13 protein-coding genes are annotated in these 18,623 nt (G+C 68.4%); 2 read left to right on the top strand and 11 right to left on the bottom strand.

Going from position 1 to position 18,623, the window contains the following annotated elements; translation table 11 throughout:
- Positions 1–40: 40 nt before the first annotated feature.
- A complete protein-coding gene (locus tag ABD260_RS04065; RefSeq protein WP_344231936.1) occupies positions 41–4,690 on the top strand; it encodes an ATP-dependent helicase in 4,650 nt (1,549 codons plus the stop codon).
- 18 nt (positions 4,691–4,708) lie between these two features.
- Complete coding sequence (locus ABD260_RS04060; RefSeq protein ID WP_344231935.1) at positions 4,709–5,494, top strand: Fpg/Nei family DNA glycosylase; 786 nt, start codon at positions 4,709–4,711, stop codon at positions 5,492–5,494.
- A gap of 156 nt (positions 5,495–5,650) precedes the next feature.
- On the opposite strand, the gene ABD260_RS04055 is transcribed toward ABD260_RS04060, so the two are convergent.
- The 11 genes from ABD260_RS04055 to ABD260_RS04005 form a co-directional block, all read right to left on the bottom strand.
- Positions 5,651–5,941 carry a helix-turn-helix domain-containing protein gene (locus ABD260_RS04055; protein WP_344231934.1) on the bottom strand — a complete coding sequence of 97 codons (291 nt, stop codon included), beginning with the start codon at positions 5,939–5,941 and terminating at the stop codon, positions 5,651–5,653.
- Between the two features lie 163 nt (positions 5,942–6,104).
- Positions 6,105–6,614: a CinA family protein gene (locus tag ABD260_RS04050; RefSeq protein ID WP_344232099.1), complete on the bottom strand. Its 510-nt coding sequence runs from the start codon at positions 6,612–6,614 to the stop codon at positions 6,105–6,107.
- Positions 6,615–6,785: 171 nt separating this feature from the next.
- On the bottom strand, positions 6,786–8,240 hold the full coding sequence (locus tag ABD260_RS04045) for a DUF2332 domain-containing protein (RefSeq protein ID WP_344231933.1): 1,455 nt from the start codon (positions 8,238–8,240) through the stop codon (positions 6,786–6,788).
- A 22-nt stretch (positions 8,241–8,262) separates the two neighbouring features.
- Positions 8,263–8,886 (bottom strand): CDP-diacylglycerol--glycerol-3-phosphate 3-phosphatidyltransferase, encoded by a 624-nt coding sequence (pgsA, locus tag ABD260_RS04040; protein WP_344231932.1) that lies wholly within the window; start codon positions 8,884–8,886, stop codon positions 8,263–8,265.
- Positions 8,883–10,757, bottom strand: coding sequence for a MiaB/RimO family radical SAM methylthiotransferase (locus tag ABD260_RS04035; protein ID WP_344231931.1), 1,875 nt, complete (start codon positions 10,755–10,757; stop codon positions 8,883–8,885). Before ABD260_RS04035 ends, pgsA begins: the two co-directional genes overlap by 4 nt.
- A gap of 106 nt (positions 10,758–10,863) precedes the next feature.
- Positions 10,864–11,637 carry a helix-turn-helix domain-containing protein gene (locus ABD260_RS04030; RefSeq protein WP_344231930.1) on the bottom strand — a complete coding sequence of 258 codons (774 nt, stop codon included), beginning with the start codon at positions 11,635–11,637 and terminating at the stop codon, positions 10,864–10,866.
- Between the two features lie 117 nt (positions 11,638–11,754).
- The gene (locus tag ABD260_RS04025) at positions 11,755–12,321 is read right to left on the bottom strand and encodes a hypothetical protein (RefSeq protein WP_344231929.1); all 567 of its coding nucleotides are present in this window, start codon (positions 12,319–12,321) and stop codon (positions 11,755–11,757) included.
- Between the two features lie 3 nt (positions 12,322–12,324).
- Positions 12,325–14,787: a DNA translocase FtsK gene (locus tag ABD260_RS04020; protein WP_344231928.1), complete on the bottom strand. Its 2,463-nt coding sequence runs from the start codon at positions 14,785–14,787 to the stop codon at positions 12,325–12,327.
- Between the two features lie 274 nt (positions 14,788–15,061).
- Positions 15,062–15,853, bottom strand: a complete 792-nt coding sequence (locus ABD260_RS04015; protein WP_344231927.1) for a DUF4184 family protein — start codon at positions 15,851–15,853, stop codon at positions 15,062–15,064.
- Between the two features lie 9 nt (positions 15,854–15,862).
- Positions 15,863–17,959, bottom strand: coding sequence for a DUF6351 family protein (locus tag ABD260_RS04010; protein ID WP_344231926.1), 2,097 nt, complete (start codon positions 17,957–17,959; stop codon positions 15,863–15,865).
- A gap of 105 nt (positions 17,960–18,064) precedes the next feature.
- Positions 18,065–18,595 (bottom strand): mycothiol transferase, encoded by a 531-nt coding sequence (locus tag ABD260_RS04005; RefSeq protein ID WP_344231925.1) that lies wholly within the window; start codon positions 18,593–18,595, stop codon positions 18,065–18,067.
- Positions 18,596–18,623 lie beyond the last annotated feature (28 nt).

Here is an 18,623-nt window from a genome sequence, read left to right as displayed (position 1 = left end):
GCGCGGCGGCTCGTGAAAACTGTCGGCGGCACCCGGCAAGATGGTCGGCGTGAAGAAAACCAGCGCGTTGAGCCGGTTCTCGCCCGCGACCCGGGCGTGGTTCGGCGACGTCTTCGAGGCGGCCACCCCGGCCCAGCTCGAGGCGTGGGACGCCATCACCGCGGGCCGGGACGCGCTGGTGGTCGCGCCGACCGGTTCAGGCAAGACGCTGGCGGCCTTCCTCTGGGCGCTCGACCGGCTGGCGACGACACCTCCACCGGAGGACGCGAAGCTGCGCTGCCGAGTCCTCTACGTCTCGCCCTTGAAGGCGCTCGCCGTCGACGTCGAGCGCAACCTCCGCGCGCCGTTGATCGGCATCCGCGAGACCGCGCGGCGGCTGGGCGAGGCGCCGATCGACGTCGAGGTGGCGGTGCGATCGGGCGATACGCCGGCGGCGGAGCGGCGACGGTTCGCGACGCGGCCTTCCGACGTACTCATCACCACTCCCGAGTCGCTCTTTCTCCTGCTCACCTCGCAGGGCCGTGAGTCGTTGCGTGGCGTAGAGACAGTCATCGTCGACGAAGTACATGCGGTCGCGGGGACAAAGCGCGGCGCGCATCTGGCGCTGACGCTCGAGCGGCTGGACGCATTGCTGCCGAAGCCGGCCCAGCGCATCGGGCTCTCGGCGACCGTACGCCCAGTGGAGGAGGTCGCGCGGTTCCTGGGCGGCGAGCGGCCGGTGACGGTGGTGCAGCCCAAGTTCACCAAGCAGTGGGATCTGAGCGTCGTGGTGCCGGTCGAGGACATGGCCGAGCTGGCGGCGACCGAGATCGAAACGTCCGGTTCCGCGGCCGGGCCGGCCCAGCACGCGTCGATCTGGCCACATGTCGAGGAGCAGGTCTTCGACCTCATCAGTCAGCACAACTCGACCATCGTCTTCTCCAATTCGCGCCGGCTGGCCGAGCGGCTGACCGCACGATTGAACGAGATCGCCGCCGAGCGCGCCGAGCTGGAGCTGCCCGAGCTGGGTTCGCCCGCGCAGGTGATGGCTCAGTCGGGCGGTTCGCTCGCGGCGCCACCGCTGGTCGCGCGGGCTCACCACGGCTCGGTCAGCAAGGAGCAACGGGCGCTGATCGAAGCCGATCTGAAGTCCGGCCGGCTGCCCTGCGTGGTCGCGACGAGCAGTCTTGAGCTCGGCATCGACATGGGCGCCGTCGATCTGGTCATCCAGGTCGAGGCGCCGCCGTCGGTCGCCAGCGGGCTGCAGCGGGTCGGCCGGGCCGGTCACCAGGTGGGCGCGGTGTCGCGCGGGGTGCTGTTCCCGAAGTTCCGCGGCGATCTGATCGACACGGCCGTCGTGGTGCAGCGGATGCGCGAGGGACTGATCGAGAGTCTGCACATCCCGGCCAATCCACTCGATGTCCTAGCGCAGCAGATCGTGTCGATCGTCGCGCTCGACTCGATCGATGTCGACGAGCTCTTCGCTCTGGTACGCCGGTGCGCGCCCTTCGCGACACTGCCCCGTTCGGCATTCGACGGCGTGCTCGACATGCTCTCCGGCCGCTATCCGTCGGATGAGTTCGCCGAGCTGCGACCGCGGATCGTGTTCGACCGGGTCAGCGGCGAGATCTCCGGCCGCCCAGGCGCACAACGGCTGGCCGTGACGAGCGGTGGAACGATCCCGGACCGTGGCCTGTTCGGAGTGTTCTTGGTCGGCGAGTCGACCAACCATCGCGTCGGTGAGCTCGACGAAGAGATGGTGTACGAGTCGCGCGTCGGCGATGTCTTCACGCTGGGAGCATCGAGCTGGCGGATCGAGGACATCACCCACGACCGCGTGCTGGTCTCCCCCGCGCCGGGTCAGCCGGGCAGACTGCCGTTCTGGAAGGGTGACGCGGTCGGTCGGCCCGCGGAGCTCGGTGCCGCGACCGGTGCCTTCATCCGGAAGATGGCGTCATTGCCCGCGACGAAGGCGATCGAGCGCGCGCGGACCGCGGGCCTCGACGAGTACGCCGCCACCAACCTGGTTTCGTACCTGGCTGAGCAACGGGACGCGACGAGCCGGATTCCGGACGATGTGACCATCGTGGTCGAGCGGTTCCGGGACGAGCTCGGCGACTGGCGAGTCTGCGTACACACGCCGTACGGCGGTCAGGTGCACGGGCCGTGGGCACTCGCGATCGCCGCCCGCCTGCGCGATCGGTACGGGATGGATGCCCAATCGGTGTCCGGCGACGACGGGATCGTGCTGCGGCTGCCGGAGACGGACGAGCCGCCGCCGGGCGCGGAGCTGGTGCTGTTCGATCCCGCCGACATCGAGGATCTGGTCACGACCGAGGTCGGTGGCTCGGCGCTGTTCGCGGCACGGTTCCGGGAGTGCGCGGCGCGGGCGTTGCTGCTGCCGCGGCGCAATCCCGGTCGGCGATCGCCGCTGTGGCAGCAGCGGCAGCGGGCGTCGCAACTGCTCAGCGTGGCGAGTAAGTACGGCTCGTTCCCGATCGTGCTCGAGACGTTGCGCGAGGTTCTGCAGGATGTGTATGACCTGCCTGCCCTGAAGGATCTGCTCACCGGGATCAGCGAGCGCCGGATCTCGGTCGTCGAAGTCGAGACGCCGGAGGCCTCACCGTTCGCGAAGTCCCTGCTGTTCGGCTACATCGGCGCGTTCATGTACGAGGGCGACAGCCCGCTGGCGGAGAAGCGTGCTGCCGCCTTGGCGCTGGACCAAAGTCTGCTGGCCGAGTTGCTCGGTCGGACCGAGCTACGCGAGCTGCTCGACGCGGAGGTCGTGCTGCGCACCGAGGCCGAGCTCCAGCGGCTGGCCGAGGATCGTCGGGCGCGTGACGCCGAAGGCCTGTTCGACGTGCTGCGACTCGTCGGCCCGTTGTCGCTGCCCGAGGCCACGCAGCGATGTGTCGATGGGTCGGATGCGGAGTCCTGGCTGACTTCCCTGGCCTCGGCCCGTCGAGTCGTGCGGGTACGAATAGCCGGTGAGCATAGGTGGGCCGTCGTCGAAGACGTGGCCCGATTGCGGGATGCCCTCGGCGTACCGCTGCCGCCTGGTGTCGCGGAGGCGCATGCTGAGCCGGTCGCTGATCCGCTCGGCGATCTCGTCTCCCGGTACGCGCGAACGCATGGACCGTTCCGCGCGATCGATCTCGCGACCCATCTCGGGATCGGTGTCGCGGTCGTCTCAGATGCACTACGCCGGCTCGGCGCGGCCGGCCGGGTGGTCGAAGGTGAGTTCCTGCCGGGCGGGATCGCGCTCGAATGGTGCGACAGCGAGATCCTCCGGCTGCTTCGGCGCCGGTCCCTGGCCGCGCTGCGCAAGGAAGTCGAGCCCGTCGATCCGTCCGCGCTGGCCCGCTTCCTCCCGGCATGGCAAGGGATCACGAGCAGCCGCGGCCGTGGGTACGATGTGCTGCTCGGCGCGGTCGAGCAGCTTGCGGGCTGTGCGGTGCCGGCGTCCGCGCTCGAATCGATCGTGCTGCCATCCCGAGTACCTGGATATCAGCCATCGATGCTGGATGAGCTGACAGCGACGGGCGAGGTCGTCTGGGCCGGGTCTGGTTCGCTGCCGGGTACGGATGGGTGGGTGTCACTGCATCTGGCCGACAACTGCGATCTGACCTTGCCTGATCCCGATCCGGCGCTCGAGTTGGGCGAGACGCATCAGGCCGTCCTGGACGCATTGGCAGGCGGCGGGGCGTTCTTCTTCCGGCAACTGAGTGATGCCGTCGGGGCCGCGTCCGGCACGGTCGACGACGAGGCGCTGGTCGGCGTCTTGTGGGATCTGGTCTGGGCCGGGTATCTGACCAACGACACGTTGACGCCGGTTCGATCGCTGGTCGGCGGCGGGCGGGGCAGTCACCGCACCCGTCGGACGACGCCACGTGCCCGGCCCGGGCGTCCAGTGCGACCCGGGCGGCCGGCGATGCCGTCCCGGAGCGGTCCGCCGACTGCGGGCGGGCGGTGGTCTCTGCTGCCGGAGCGCAGCGCTGACGCGACCAGACGTGCGCATGCCGCGGCCGAGACATTGCTGGACCGGTACGGCATCGTCACGCGCGGCTCGGTGATGACGGAGCGTACGCCTGGTGGGTTCGCCGCCGTGTACAAGGTGCTGAGTGCTTTCGAGGAATCCGGTCGCTGCCGCCGCGGGTACTTCGTGGCTGGATTGGGCGCGGCGCAGTTCGCGCTACCAGGCGCGGTGGATCGGCTTCGGGCGCTGGCTGAGCTACCAACATCTCGACCATCCGAACCTGAAGGGCCGTTCGGTCCTCCCGGGCGGTTCGGCGCCGGAGGTGCACCCGCGGGCGGTCGCGGCCGAAAGGACGAGCAGCTGACCGCGCGCGCTGTCGTACTGGCTGCATCCGATCCCGCGAATCCGTACGGTGCTGCGCTTCCGTGGCCCGAACGCGAGAGCGCCGGCGGACATCGCCCGGGCCGGAAGGCAGGCGCGCTGGTCGTCATGGTCGACGGGCAACTCATCGTGTACGTCGAGCGTGGCGGCCGGACTGTGTTGAGTTTCACCGAGGATTCCGAGGTGCTTCAGCCAGCTGTCGATGCACTCGCGCTATCGATTCGGGACGGTCAACTCGGGAAGCTCAGTGTGGAGACCGCCGACGGTGAGCAGGTCCGGCACACGGCGTTCGGTGACGCACTGGCGAAGGCGGGCTTCCATGCGACGCCCAGAGGCCTGCGATTGCGCGCCTGAGAGTCAGGATGATCGATCATGCCTGAGGGAGACACCGTTTGGCGGGCCTGCAAGCGCCTGAACCAAGCGCTCGCGGGACAAGAGCTCGTGCGGACGGACTTCCGTGTCCCGTCGCTCGCGACCACTGACCTGAGCGGCCGGACCATGATCGAAGTCGTTGCTCGTGGCAAACATATTCTGATGCGGATGTCCGGTGGGCTGACGCTGCACAGCCACTTCCGGATGGATGGCAGCTGGCATTTGTACCGGCCCGGTGAGCGGTGGCATGGCGGGCCGGATCATCAGATTCGAGCCGTACTCGAAACGGCGCCGTGGACGGCAGTTGGGTATCGGTTGCCGGTACTCGATCTGGTCGCGACCGACGACGAGGACAGTGTGGTCGGTCATCTCGGACCTGATCTGCTGTCGCCATCGTTCGACCGGTCGGTCGCCATTGCCAATGTCGAGTCCGTACCGGAGCGCACGATCAGCGAAGCGTTGCTCGACCAGCGGAACTTGGCCGGAATCGGCAACTTCTACCGGATCGAGGTCTGCTTCCTGCTCGGTCTGCACCCGTGGCGGCCGGTCTCGGACGTGGACGTCCCGGCAGCGGTCGATCTCAGCCGCAAGCTGCTGAAGCTCAATGTCCGGAACGGCACCCAAGTCAGTACCGGAGTCGACCGTCCCGGGCAGCGGTCCTGGGTGTTCGAACGCGGCGGCAAACCATGCCGCCGGTGCGGTACGACGATCCGCACCGGCGAGCTCGGTGAACCGACGCGGCAGCGGGTCACCTATTGGTGCCCGGCCTGCCAACCGGAGGTCTGAGTCCTCGGCTGAACAAGCCTGTGGACAACTCTGGTGACCGGGTCAAACCCGGATATCTTCTCTGACATCGAACGCGCGTTCGAACGAGAGGAGAGATTCATGCGCAACCGACGCAGCTTGGCCGACGATGCTGGGCGACTCGCGATGACCTTGGGATCAGGCCGCCGAGGCGACGACCTCGGGCTCGATGGTCGGGTGCGCGAGTACCAGCGCCTCCTCGCGGGCCAAATCCTGGCTGACCTCGGCGAAAACGGTCGACAACGGCACGTCGAGCGCCGTACAAATCGCTGCCAGCAGCTCGCTGGAGGCTTCCTTCTGACCGCGCTCCACCTCGGACAGGTAGCCGAGGCTGACCCGGGCGTCGGCAGATACCTCGCGCAGCGTGCGCCCCTGGCGCAGCCGCTTACGCCGCAGCACGTCGCCCAGCAGGCCACGAACCAGCACCATGAGGTTTCTCCCTTCCGCCTGTCCGGCCGCGTCTACTCGCACGGTAGCTCGGCCGTAGGAACCAACGGTACCCGTTGCTGGGTCACTACCTCTCGCAATGTCCACCTTCGGTGCGCCGCGCCAGTCTGCCTTACCTGTCACCATGCTGGTCTCAACACCTCGTTCAGTCGAGTTCTTCCGCCACCAGGGCGGCTCCGAGTTCCAGGACGGCCCGCACACTCGCCTGGCGGATGGTCTCCCGGTCACCGTTCAGTTGCAGTTTTCGCACCTGAACGTTCCCCGCGCCGGCCGCCGCGACGTACACCGTGCCGGCCGAGACACCCGCCTGCGGGTCCGGACCGGCCACACCGGTCGTCGCGAGCCCGTAGTCGGCCCCCAGACGCACCCGGACACCGGTTGCCAATGCGGCAGCCGTATCCGGATGAACCGGCCCTACAGCGGCCAGCAGCTCCTCCGGTACACCGGCGAGCTTGGCCTTGAGATCAGTCGCGTAAACCACCACGCCACCCCGATACACAGCCGACACCCCCGGCACACCCGTCAGCACTGCCCCGACCATCCCTCCGGTCAACGACTCAGCAGTAGCAACCGTCACGCCCCGCTCCCCCAACAGCCCCACCAACCGCTCAACAGCCGACTGAACTCCGTCACCACTCACTGCCGCCTCCACCATGTCCACCCGATACCCATACCCGACCCCGGCTACCCCGACCACACCGACCACACCAACCACACCAACCGCACCAACCGCACCGCCGTACCGAAGCACCACACACCGCGCACCGACCACACCGCCGCACTGCGCCGCCGGTCAGCGCTCCTGTCGCACCGGACAGCGCTCGGGCTAGGACTGCGCCAGCCAGGACAGGATGGCGCCGCGCGACCACGTACGGCCCACCGACTCGGCTTGAAGGGATGAGTGATCGAAGATTGCGATATCGATGATGCTGTGACCTGACGCCGGGCGATCACCGAACGTCGGGATCGCGGGAGCGACGCCCACGCCCTCGACCGACACCCACGCGACCGGACGCTCGGTGGCTGCCGCGTCCAGACGTTGCAGGAACCGCAGCCGGTCTTCAAGGGACAGCCCGGACAAGGTCCAGGTGGTAAGGACGACAGGGAGGACATCAAGCGGTACTTGGGCAAGGGCGTCGGACAAGCCGTCGACCAGCTCGCCTGGTACGAACCGTGGTGGCGATGCGGCGGCCAACGCGAGTTCGGCGTCGAGAGCGGCGGACTGCGCCTGCTGATCTGGCGGCAGACAGGCGTGCAACCAGCGGGCCTCGGCGGGATCAGTCAGGTCGATCGGAACGGAGGCGACGCTGATGCGGGCGACTACTTCGGGCATGGGGTGAGTGGGGAGCGCAGTCTTCCCGACCACCCGGGCCGACTGCTGGACGGGTGATGCTGGATCGCCGAGCGATTGGCCGGTGTTGTAGGTGACACCCGCGCGGTCGACGTTCAGATTGAAGATGGTCGAGTGCAAGGCGAGGGTCCTGCCGACGCCACCCCCGGCACCGACGCCACGCGCAGTGCCGACGTCCCGGGCAGTGCGTGCGTCACGGGCAGTGCCGACGTCACCGGCAGTGCCGAGGTCACGGGCGGAGCGTGCGGTGCCTGCGTCGATCAGTGCGATCCGGCTGGCACCTACGCGGTGAGCTGCCTCGGTGATGGCTGGGTACAAAACGGCGTGCCGACCGGGCTCGAACGAGCGCACCTGGCGACGCGCGGCGATCTCTGCAACCGCACCAGGCATGTTCGTGAGCACTTCGATCGCTGCGGTTACCGCCGCATCAACGTCGAGCGCTGCGTACGCGGCCGCCAGCCTCGGTGCACGCCCCGACAACACAAGCTCATGCAGCCCCGCAAGCACCCCCGCCGGCTGCCGCAGACTCAACCCCAACACCCCAGCTGCACCAGCACCCGCGGCACCCTCGACATCCGCCGCACCCGCCGCACCCGCCGCACCCGCCGAGATCCTCGAGCCTGGGGAACCTAGCTCGCGTGCTGACGCCCGCTCGCCTGCTGAGGCAGGGTCGTTCGCTGAGGGCTGCTCTTGTTGTTGGGGGTCCCTGGAGGCTGAGGCAAGTTCGTTCGCTGAGGCGTGCTCAGGATGGGCGTCGCTGGGGAGGGCGTTGAGGGCGGTGAGTGCCTCGGGGGAGGTGCTTAGGGCTGTGGCTAGGGCTTGGTAGAAGGGGGAGGACTTGGTTGCGGCGGCGCGGCTGAAGCGGCGGTAGGTTTCCGCGAGGTTGGCGGCCGGTGATGCCGGCCTGGCGCGGCCTTTGTCTGTTGGCATCTTCTTGCTGGACCAGTCCGGTTTACGGGAGGGGGCGTTTGGCGGCGGCTCGGAGGCGGAGGGCTCGGCCTACGTAGTCGAGGCCGGTGGCGATGGTTACCACGACGGCGGCGGCCATGATGGTTACGGCGGTCCAGTGCAGGACGGCGACGTGTTGCCATGGGAGCAGGTAAAGGCCCAGGGCGATCGCCTGGAGGACGGTTTTGAGTTTGCCGCCGCGGCTGGCGGGCATGACGCCGTGGCGGATGACCCAGAAGCGGAGGGCGGTGACGCCCCACTCGCGGACCATGACCAGGACGGTGATCCACCACGGGAGTTCGCCGAGGTACGACAGCGCGATGAACGCGGCGCCGGTGAGCGCTTTGTCGGCGATCGGGTCGGCGATCTTGCCGAAGTTGGTGACCAGGTTCCAGCGGCGGGCGATGTCGCCGTCGAAGCGGTCGGTGACGATCGCGACGACGAAGGCGGTGGTGGCGAGCAGGCGATTGCTTTCGATGTGACCGCCCTCGCGGACCAGCAGCCAGACGAACAGCGGGACCAGGACGAGCCGCAGGACCGTGAGCGCATTCGGCAGGTTCCAGGCGCTGGGCGCGTGGATGTGCCCGCCGGCTGCGCGCGGCGCCGGGTTCGTCGGGGGGTTGGTCACGCGGTCAGGTTAGCTGCCGGACGGGCGTCCGGCGTGTTCACGAGTGCCGCGAACTCGGCGATCAGGTCCACACCGTCGCTCGCGACCACCTTCGCGGAGACCAGATCACCGACCCGTACACCGTCCGGGAGCCCGGTCACGGTGGTGGTGCCGTCGACCTCGGGACCCTGGTGCGCGGCGCGGCCCTCGGCGGTTCGCCCACCCCGGCCCAAGACCTCCGAGGCAGGACCGGTCACCGCCTCGAGCCCGTCGAGCTCCGTGGCAGGGTCCTGAAGGTTGGTGCCGGTCGCCAGATCAGCGGGGGTCTCGTCGGCCGCGAGGTCGGCGTCCTGATCGCCATCGGGGTTGATGGATTCGACCAGGAATTCGATGAGTTCGCCGATGCGGGATTCGGCTCGGGCCGAGGTCAGGTCTTCGGCCAGGCGGGTGACCCGGTCCAGGCGGGCGGCGATGGTGTCTTCGTCGAGTTTGCCGTCGTACGTTTCGGCTTCCGTACCGTCCTCGTCGGAGTAACCGAAGACGCCAATCGCGTCCAGGCCGGCCCGGGACAGGAAGTCGCAGAGGATGTCGACGTCTTCCTCGGTCTCACCGGGGAATCCGACGATGACGTTGCTGCGGATGCCCGCGGCCGGGGCGGCGGCGCGTACCTGGGCGATCAGCTCGAGGAAGCGTTCGGCGTCACCGAAGCGGCGCATCCGGCGCAGGAGCGGGCCGGAGGCGTGCTGGAAGGAGAGGTCGAAGTACGGGACCACGCCCGGGGTGGAGGTCATCGCGCTGATCAGCGTCGGGCGCATCTCGGCGGGCTGAAGGTACGAGACGCGCACGCGGGTGATGCCCGGTACCTGGGCGATCTCCGCGACGAGGGTCTCGAGGAGACGGAGGTCGCCGAGGTCCTTGCCGTAGGAGGTGGAGTTCTCGGAGACGAGGAAGAGTTCGCGGACGCCGTTCTCGGCCAGCCACTCGGCTTCGCGGAGGACTTCGGCCGGGCGGCGGGACATGAAGGCGCCGCGGAACATCGGGATCGCGCAGAACGCACAGCGGCGGTCGCAGCCGGAAGCCAGCTTCAGCGGGGCCATCGGGCCGCCGTCGAGGCGGCGGCGCATGACGCGCGGGCCGCTCGCGGGGGCGGTGGCGAGGTCGGGGGCGTCGATCTTCAGTTCGCTGGGGGTGGTTGTGACAAACCGCCCCTTGAGCCCTGGAGCCGCTGCCGTCTCATCAGAACCAAGAGAGCCAGGGCCTGCGCCCGGTGCCGCCTGACCGGCGACCGCGGAATGGGTGTTGCTGGCACGGGTGTCGTCGGAGGTGGTCGCCCTGTGGAAGGGAGCATGCCCGGCGGCGGCGATCTGGTTGCCGTCGGAGTGCCGCACGGCGCCCGTCGAGTCAGACTCAGCCGGGTGGGTGTTGTGGCCCGGGACAGCTACGCCGGGGGTGGTGTGGCGGTCTGCTGGGGCGAGCGGGAGGAGTTTGCGGCGGTCGTGCGGGACGTGGGGCTGGTGTTTGGTGCCGGCCAGGATAGAGCGGAGGCGGTCGGAGATGTCGGTGTAGTCGTCGAAGCTGAGGACCGCGTCGGTTTCCGGAAGAGCGTCGGCGAGTTGTTCGCCGTAGCGTTCGGCCAGGCAGCCGACGGCGACTACCGCCTGGGTGCGGCCGGATTCCTTGTAGTCGGCGGCCGCGAGGAGGGTGTCGACCGAGTCCTTCTTGGCGGCCTCGACGAATCCGCAGGTGTTCACCACCACCGTGTCGGCCTCGGCAGCGTCGTCGACGAGCCGGAAACCACCGGCTTCGAGCCGGCCGGCCAGTTCCTCGGAGTCGACATCGTTGCGGGCACAGCCCAGCGTGACCAGGGCGACGGTGGTGGGTGGCGTAGTCATCCCCACGAGTATGACGCGCCGTACACTCCCCCGCCTAACTCACCAGCACATCTCACACCACAACCCCTCACCGCCGAGCGGTTTGGGGCGGGGACGCGGCGTGGGGTCAGGAGGTTGTGGATTGGTTGGTGGTTTTGGTGACGGTGCCGTCGGGGTGGGCGGTGAAGCGGGTGAGGGTGGTGGACTGGCGCTTGCCGTTCAGCATGACGATCAGGTTGCCGGGGTTGCCGGCGGTGACGCGGATGTCGCCGGCGCTGGTGACCGACTGGGCGATGCCGGGGCTGAGATGGCCTTGGAAGAGGCGGTTGTTCTTCCGGTCGCGGACAGTCAGGTACGTACCGGAGTCACGCGCTGTCAGAGTCAGCTCGGTCTTGAGAACCGGCGGCTTCGCCTTCGTCGGGGTCCGGGTGGGCTTGGCGGTCGGCTTCGGCGTCGCCTTGGGCGTCGGGGTGGTGACGGTCGCGGAGGTGGTCGCGGTCTTGGACGCGTTCGCCTCGATGTCGCTGGGCAGGGTGAACAGCCGGACCATCCCCCAGCCCATCAGGCTGACCAGGATCGCGCCGACCACGACCGCCCAGCGCGGGCGCGCCGGGTGCAGGGTCGGCGCCTTGACCGCGGCGCGTTCCTCGCGGCGCGACTTCTCCTCCTCGACGGCGTGCTCGGCGTCGAAGGTGGCGACCAGCGGCACCGGGTCGGCCTTGACCACGCGGGCGATCGACCGGATGTGCCCACGGGCATAGAAGTTCCCGCCGCAGCGGGAGAAGTCGTCGGCCTCCATGGCGGTCAGCAGGCCGGTTCTGATCCGGGTCGCCGAGCTCAGCTGCTCGATCGTCATGCCGGCCCGTTCGCGGGCCGCCGTGAGCTCGCTGCCGATGCTCACGTCCCCACCATCCTCTCCATCGTCCGGACTGTCTGCCGGACCGTCGACGTCCCCGAGCCGGTGGCCTGGCCACCGACATCAACACAACGGTCTTGGTCGGACGGGGTCACGCGGGAGTCAGAGTTGTTCCCTGACCGGGCACCGGGCATCGGCCAGCATGTGCAGTGCCTGCACCACTTCCCCGTTCGACGGGCGCGCCGTCAACCCGAACGGTATCGCGAGTGAGGACCCCGTCAGTCGGCGGTTCGCATCGGTCATCTTGCGGGTCGAACTCGGCAACGCGCCGAGGATCGGCCCAGGATCCTGCAGGTGTACGGCGATCCGCCCGTCGTCGAGCGGATGCCGGCGCTGCAGCACCGTCACCTCTTCGATGTCTTCCCACCGGGTACCCACCCACTCGTTCCCGATGCGCAGCCGGATGCCGGTCTGGTCGGCGACCAGCATGTCCCCGACGGTCAGCGCGCGGGCGCACACCACCGCGAGGACGGCGAACGCGAGCGCGACGATCCAGCGCAGGATGCCGGTCGGGCTGCTGGAACCCGAGGCGGCGAAGCCGATCGCGACCAGCGCGGCACCGACGGCGATACCGCCGTGCACGCGCTGGGACGAACGGACTGTGAACGGCGTGGGCTCAGGGTCGGCGTCGAACTGTTCCTGCCTGGGCGCTGTGCTCGCGGCGGTCACGTCTCACTCTCCTCGGAGGGTGCTGATGAAGTCCTCGAGATCGTCGGGTTTGACCAGCACGTCCCTGGCCTTGGAACCTTCACTCGGACCGACGACACCGCGGCTCTCCAGGATGTCCATCAGCCGGCCCGCCTTCGCGAAGCCGACGCGGAGCTTACGCTGCAGCATCGACGTCGAGCCGAACTGGGTGGAAACGATGAGTTCCGCCGCCTGCACCACCAGGTCGAGGTCGTCGCCGATCTCGTCGTCCAGGTCCTTGCTCGGCCCCGGCGCGGCGGTGACGTCCTCGCGGTACGTGGGCTGCAACTGCTCCTTGCAGTGCGCGACCACACCGCGGATCTCGTTCTCCGTGACCCAGGCGCCCTGGATACGCATCGGCTTGCTCGCGCCCATCGGCAGGAACAGGCCGTCACCCTGACCGACCAGCTTCTCCGCGCCGGGCTGGTCGAGGATGACCCGGCTGTCGGCCAGCGACGAGGTCGCGAACGCGAGCCGGGACGGTACGTTCGCCTTGATCAGACCGGTGACGACATCCACCGACGGCCGCTGGGTGGCGAGCACCAGGTGGATACCGGCGGCGCGCGCCAGCTGGGTGATCCGGACGATCGAGTCCTCGACGTCGCGCGGCGCGACCATCATCAGGTCGGCGAGCTCGTCGACGATCACCAGCAGGTACGGGTACGGCGTCAGTACGCGTTCGCTGCCCGGTGGCGGCTTCACCTTGCCGCCGCGGACCGCCTTGTTGAAGTCGTCCACGTGCCGGAACCCGAACGCGGCCAGGTCGTCGTACCGCATGTCCATCTCGCGGACGACCCACTGCAGCGCTTCGGCGGCCTTCTTGGCGTTGGTGATGATCGGCGTGATCAGGTGCGGGATGCCCTCGTAGTTGTTCAGCTCGACCCGCTTCGGGTCGACCAGGATCATCCGTACCTCGTCGGGGGTGGCGCGCATCAGGATCGAGGTGATCAGCGAGTTCACGAACGACGACTTGCCGGAACCGGTCGCGCCGGCGACCAGCAGGTGCGGCATCTTCGCCATGTTCGCGACCACGAAGCCGCCTTCGACGTCCTTGCCCAGCCCGGCCACCATCGGGTGGTGGTCGTTGCGGGCGGTCGCGCTCCGGATCACGTCGCCGAGGCTGACGATCTCCTTGTCGGTGTTGGGGATCTCGATCCCGATCGCGGACTTGCCCGGGATCGGCGACAGGATGCGTACGTCGGCCGAGGCCACCGCGTAGGCGATGTTCTTCGACAGCGCGGTGACCTTCTCGACCTTGACCGCCGCGCCGAGCTCGACCTCGTACCGGGTGACGGTCGGGCCGCGGGTGTAGCCGGTGACCTGGGCGTCGATGCCGAACTGCTCGAACACCTCGGTCAGCCGGTCGACGACCTGGTCGGAGGCCTTGGTACGCGCCTTGTGCACGGAACCGGGCTTGAGCATCTGTCCGTCGGGCAGCGTGTACGTGATGTCGCCGGACAGGCTGAGCTGCTCGACGCGCTGCGGCAGCGGAGTGTGCGGCGGCGGCTCGGGCGCGGACGGCTTGCTCGCCGCGGCCGGCGCCGGCTCGACGACGGCAGCAAGACCAGCGCCGAACGCGCTCGGGCCATCCGGCTCGGCGGAGTCGGACTCGGTGTCAGAGTCGACGTCGTACGCGTCCGCTTCGGCCGCACGCGCCTTTGCCTTGCGGCCGCGCTTGGAGATCTCGCGACCCTCGAGCACGGGTGAGTCGTACGGCTTGACTGTCGGCTCGCCGTCCTCGTCGAGCTCGGCGGCCTTGGCGCGCCGCTGCTTGCGGGTCAGCCGGACGGTGTCTTCGGTCGATCCAGCAGCCGCGACGGACGGTGCGTCCTCGGGCAGCTCGGTCCGGCCCATCAGTACGTCGAATGCGGCCCGGAAGCGCAGCGGGATCGCGTACACGGGCGTGCCGGTGACGACCAGTGCGCCGAAGATCGACAGCAGTACCAGCAACGGTGCCGCGACGTACTCGGTCAGCAGGTCGGAGAGAAAGGACGAGATGAAGTACCCGATCGCGCCGCCGGCGTCCCGCAGCGGTCCGTCGGCCGGGTTGTTCGGCCGGGGCAGGCCGTTCGCGATGTGGATCAGGCCGAGGACGCCGAGGCAGACGGCCGTCCAGCCGATCACCTGACGACCCGCTGGGCCGTTCCGGTCCGGGTGCCGCAGGGTGCGGACCGCAACGAGCAGCAGCAGTAGTGGCAACGCCCAGCCGAGCATGCCGATGCTGCCGCCGACCACCGTGCGTACGCCGTTGCCGACCGAGCCGGGCAGATCCCACCAGACCGCGGCCGCCACGACCAGGGACAGACCGATCAGGAACAGGCCGGCGCCGTCGCGGCGATGCTCCGGGTCCAGGTCGCGGGCGCTGTGGCCGATGCCGCGGACCATGCTGCCGAGCAGGTGCGCGATGCCGATCCACAGCTTCACCACACCGCGACCGAGAGCGATCATGGCGGCCGCGAACGGGCCCGAGCCGCTGTTTTTGGGCGTACTGGTCCGCGCTGGGGAGGATCCACCGCCGCGCTTTGCGGTCTGCCCACGCTTCTGGGCACCGGACGGACGGGGGCGTCCACCAGCGGCCGAACGGGCCGTGCTCGGCCGTTTGGCTGCTGACTTCTGCGCCCGCGCCGGGGAAGACGTGCGGGTCGCCATATTGCTCAGGCTACCCCGATCACCCCTCGAGTCCCACGTGTCACACGCCGATCACGCTGCCCCATCCGTAGCGTCACGACACAGGCGCCCTTCGCCGTAACCGGTTCAGATGCCACAACACCACGTACACGCCGAGCGCCAGCAGGCCACCGGTCACTACGCCGGAGAGCACGAGGCGTACGGCGGTTTCGCCCGCGAGTCCGCCCTCGACCCGCCCGAGCTCCCGCACCGCTCCCCAAGCCGCCAGAGCCACGCCTGCGGCGTACGCGACGTACCGCGCCTTGGCCGGGATGTGGTCACCGGGTGTAACGGACCGGGCCTCCGCGCGGCGGTACCACCGGTACAACCAGATCGCCAGGATGACGCAGCCGCCGACCGTGCTGACGTACTGGAGGATGCGGCTCACGTCCCACGCACCAGTCACCGAGGCCCGGAAGAACTCCGGGAACCGGCGGACGAAGTAACCGTCCCAGTGTGTGAACGAGTCCCAGAGGACGTGAGTGAGTGCACCCAGGACCGCCGAGACCACAGTCCACAGCAGTCCCGTAACGCCAACTAGCCGTCGCGGCTCTGGCAGCCGAGCAGCGAGCGCCGGTGGTGCGAGTGCGATCAGCGGACGCTTGAGCACCAGATTGAAGACCGCGAGCAGCAGCAGCGCCAGCAGCGGGTCCAGCCAGAGGGCGGACGTGAACTCATGTGTGAGAGTCAGCGTGAAGTTGCCGTTGATGTACTGCGTGGCGAACCGGTAGAGCGGACCGACGTACAGCAGGTCCGGCGCCACCGCACCAGCTACCAGTGCGGAGGCCACTAGCGGCCGGCGGATCAGCGGGAGGACAGCCGCGGGATGGGCCAGCGTGAAGGGCACTCCCGCACCCTATGGGAAGGTCGGCCAACTCCCGACCGGACGCTGCTGCCCGACACCACGAGCCGACCAGTCGCACACCCCGTTCCGGAACGTCTGCCGCAGCGCCTTCCACTGTGCAGCCGTCAGCTTGACCTTGTAGTCGGACCGCGTCAGTGGACGGAGCTGACACTTGATGATGTCGTTGGCAACAGATGCACCAGCCACTTGCCGCGGCGACGGCCACACCGGGTAGAACGTGTTGCACTTGGTCGTACGGATGCCATCCACCTGCTTCTCGACGATCTTCTGGTTCGCCGGACTCCAGCACGCATCGGTCAGCGCACCGGGCTTGTTGCGCATCAACCGGGCATGCGGCGAGCCAGAGCCATGGTCCGCGTCCGTAGCGTCCATCCACCGGTTCAGCGCGGCTAGTGCATCGGTCAGCACGGGGTTCGTCGTACTGAAGCCGCCTGGTGCATCAGCGGCTTGTACCAGCATCACCTGGTTGTCCGCGTCACCGTTTGCCTTACGCAACCGTTCACGCAGCGAGAACGAGTGGAAGAACAGGTGGATGTCACCGTTCGGCAGCTCATCCCAGTACTGGCGGTAGTCGATGATCGGCGTACTGGCCAGTCCCCCGCCGCCGTTGATCAACTGACCGGTCCGGTACGCCGTACTGATCGCCCGCGGGTCGGCGACTGTCCTGGCGGGCACGAAGTTGGCGTCGTGGTCGAAGCCGCCAATAGCCTTGTTCAGGTCGATGAACTGCGCTGCGGTGATCTTGCCCGCGTTCAGTGCGTCCAGGCCGTACTGGATGCCTACGTTGTCCAGTGGACGCCGTGCGGCACCGGTCCGCGGGTCCTTGCCCCAGATGTTGACCTGGTGGTCGTAGACATCGCAGCGTGCACCACTGGGGTTCTTCAGTGGGTCGTAGCGCTGCTCGACGGGTAGTTGCGCTGGGCAGTACACCCGCGGGTCGATCCGGCGTCCGGCGCCGGCGAGGTTGGCGATCGTGGCGACCTTGCCGAAGCCCGCGGCGGCGCGCTTCTGTTCGTCGGTCCATCCAGTAGCGGACTGGAAGTAGTGGTCCAGCAGTAGCGAGTCGGTGATCGTGTGCAGCGTGGCGAAACCGACCTCTGGGAACACACAGGACGCCACAATCCCATCCAGTAGTCCCGGGTAGTCGTCTGCGATCTGGAACACCTGGTACGAACCGCCGGAGCAGCCCCACCCGATCGTCTGCTTCGGTACGCCGATGGTCTCCAGGATGTGCTCCCGGGTCATCGACATGGTTTCGGCGGCCAGTACGCCGTTGCAGTTCACCCCGAACACGTTGAGGCTCGACGACGCCACGGCGTACCCCTGCGCCAGCAGTACGTCGTCGTTGATCCCGCCGGTGCCACTCCCCTGCTGGTACCACCCGCCGGGACAGCCGCCACCGAACGTGTAGATCAACCGCCCGTTCCATCCGCTCGGCGCCTTCACCACACTCGGTTCACCACCGGCCGGGTCGTTGAGTACGGCGTACTCGTAGATCGACCGATTGATCACACCCGTCTCAACACGGACGATGTACGGCACCGTACGGCCGTCGGATGTTCTTGCAGTTGCCAGATCGGCCGGGCGCGTCGCCGGGAGGACCTTCAGCGACCGGTCGATCGTCGAGCGGTACAGGTAGTCGACGCGGGTAGGCACCGAGCAGTTCACATCCGTCGGCGGGCCCAGCTTGACCTTGGCGAGCGTAGTGAAACCAGCTGTGCCGCAGATGAACGGCGTCTCGTGCGGACCGGCCAGCATCGGACCCGTTCGCGGATGATTGGTGACCACAAGCCGTGCGTCAGCCGCGGTGATGCTGTTGCGGCCGTCGGTCAGGCCCTGGACCACGCCGATCAACCGGTCGGACTGCAGGGTGAACGCGTTGGTGACGTCCTTCCCGTTCAGCCGGACGGTCAGCTCATCCAGACGCCGACCGGTGATCCCGAGCAGCACGTTGCCGTCGCTGACCATGTCGGCGCGCGGCGTGGACAGCACCTCGATGCGTACGTCCGACGCCGCGTTGGCCGGGGGGACCAGGACGGCGGCGAACATCGCGGTCAGCAGGACAACCAGGGCGGCCGGTCGCTTCATGTGATGAGTCGAGCACAGCAAGTCCCGGACCGGAAGACCGAATGGCAAACGATTTCCAGCCGGGACTGGACCACTGCGCCCGGGACGACGGCCTTGGACCGGGTGTCAGGCGCCGGTCGTGCCGTCCAGTTGCTCGCGGACCAGATCGGCATGACCACAGTGCCTGGCGTACTCGCCGATCAGGTGGATGTAGATCATCCGCAACGTCGACTCGGTGCCGCTGAAGGTGAAACGATCGTCCAGCGAGCGCCCGGCCGCCGCGGCGTCGGACAGTTTCCACTCGGCGAGCAGCCCCTCGTACGCCGCCTGCGCTTCGGCCGGATCGATCCGCTCGAAGTCGGCGTCCTTCCCGAGCTCGGGCGCGTACAACGGCTCGGCCGGATCGTCCGCGAAATGAATCCGGAACCAGATCCGCTCGACCTTGGTCAGGTGCCGGAGCAGGCCGAGCAGCGAGAGGTTCGACGGCGGCGACGGGCGCGCGGCGAGCTCGGCGGCGGTCAGGCCGGCGCATTTGACCAGCAACGTGGTCCGGTAGAAGTCCAGGTACCCCTGCAACAACTCACGCTCGGGGGCCACCAGCGAGCCGTCGGGCCGTTCCACCTCAGGTGCGGTCCAGACCGCGGCATCCAGTGTCATGCGGCCATCCAACACGTCCACCTCGCCG

The sequence above is a fragment of the Kribbella hippodromi genome (assembly GCF_039531045.1).
GTDB classification, from domain to species: Bacteria; Actinomycetota; Actinomycetes; order Propionibacteriales; family Kribbellaceae; genus Kribbella; species Kribbella hippodromi.
The sequence above is the reverse complement of the archived record's forward strand: the minus strand, read 5'-3'. Positions and strand labels throughout refer to the sequence as shown.

Excerpts from the sequence above, each read along its gene's own strand:
- ABD260_RS04050 (WP_344232099.1), bottom strand. The coding sequence starts at position 6,614 with ATGGTGGAGGCGGCAGTGAGTGGTGACGGAGTTCAGTCGGCTGTTGAG.
- ABD260_RS04060 (WP_344231935.1), top strand. The coding sequence starts at position 4,709 with ATGCCTGAGGGAGACACCGTTTGGCGGGCCTGCAAGCGCCTGAACCAA.
- ABD260_RS04020 (WP_344231928.1), bottom strand. The coding sequence starts at position 14,787 with ATGATCGCTCTCGGTCGCGGTGTGGTGAAGCTGTGGATCGGCATCGCG.
- ABD260_RS04005 (WP_344231925.1), bottom strand. The coding sequence starts at position 18,595 with ATGACACTGGATGCCGCGGTCTGGACCGCACCTGAGGTGGAACGGCCC.
- ABD260_RS04045 (WP_344231933.1), bottom strand. The coding sequence starts at position 8,240 with ATGCCAACAGACAAAGGCCGCGCCAGGCCGGCATCACCGGCCGCCAAC.
- ABD260_RS04065 (WP_344231936.1), top strand. The coding sequence starts at position 41 with ATGGTCGGCGTGAAGAAAACCAGCGCGTTGAGCCGGTTCTCGCCCGCG.
- ABD260_RS04055 (WP_344231934.1), bottom strand. The coding sequence starts at position 5,941 with ATGGTGCTGGTTCGTGGCCTGCTGGGCGACGTGCTGCGGCGTAAGCGG.
- ABD260_RS04010 (WP_344231926.1), bottom strand. The coding sequence starts at position 17,959 with ATGAAGCGACCGGCCGCCCTGGTTGTCCTGCTGACCGCGATGTTCGCC.
- ABD260_RS04035 (WP_344231931.1), bottom strand. The coding sequence starts at position 10,757 with ATGACTACGCCACCCACCACCGTCGCCCTGGTCACGCTGGGCTGTGCC.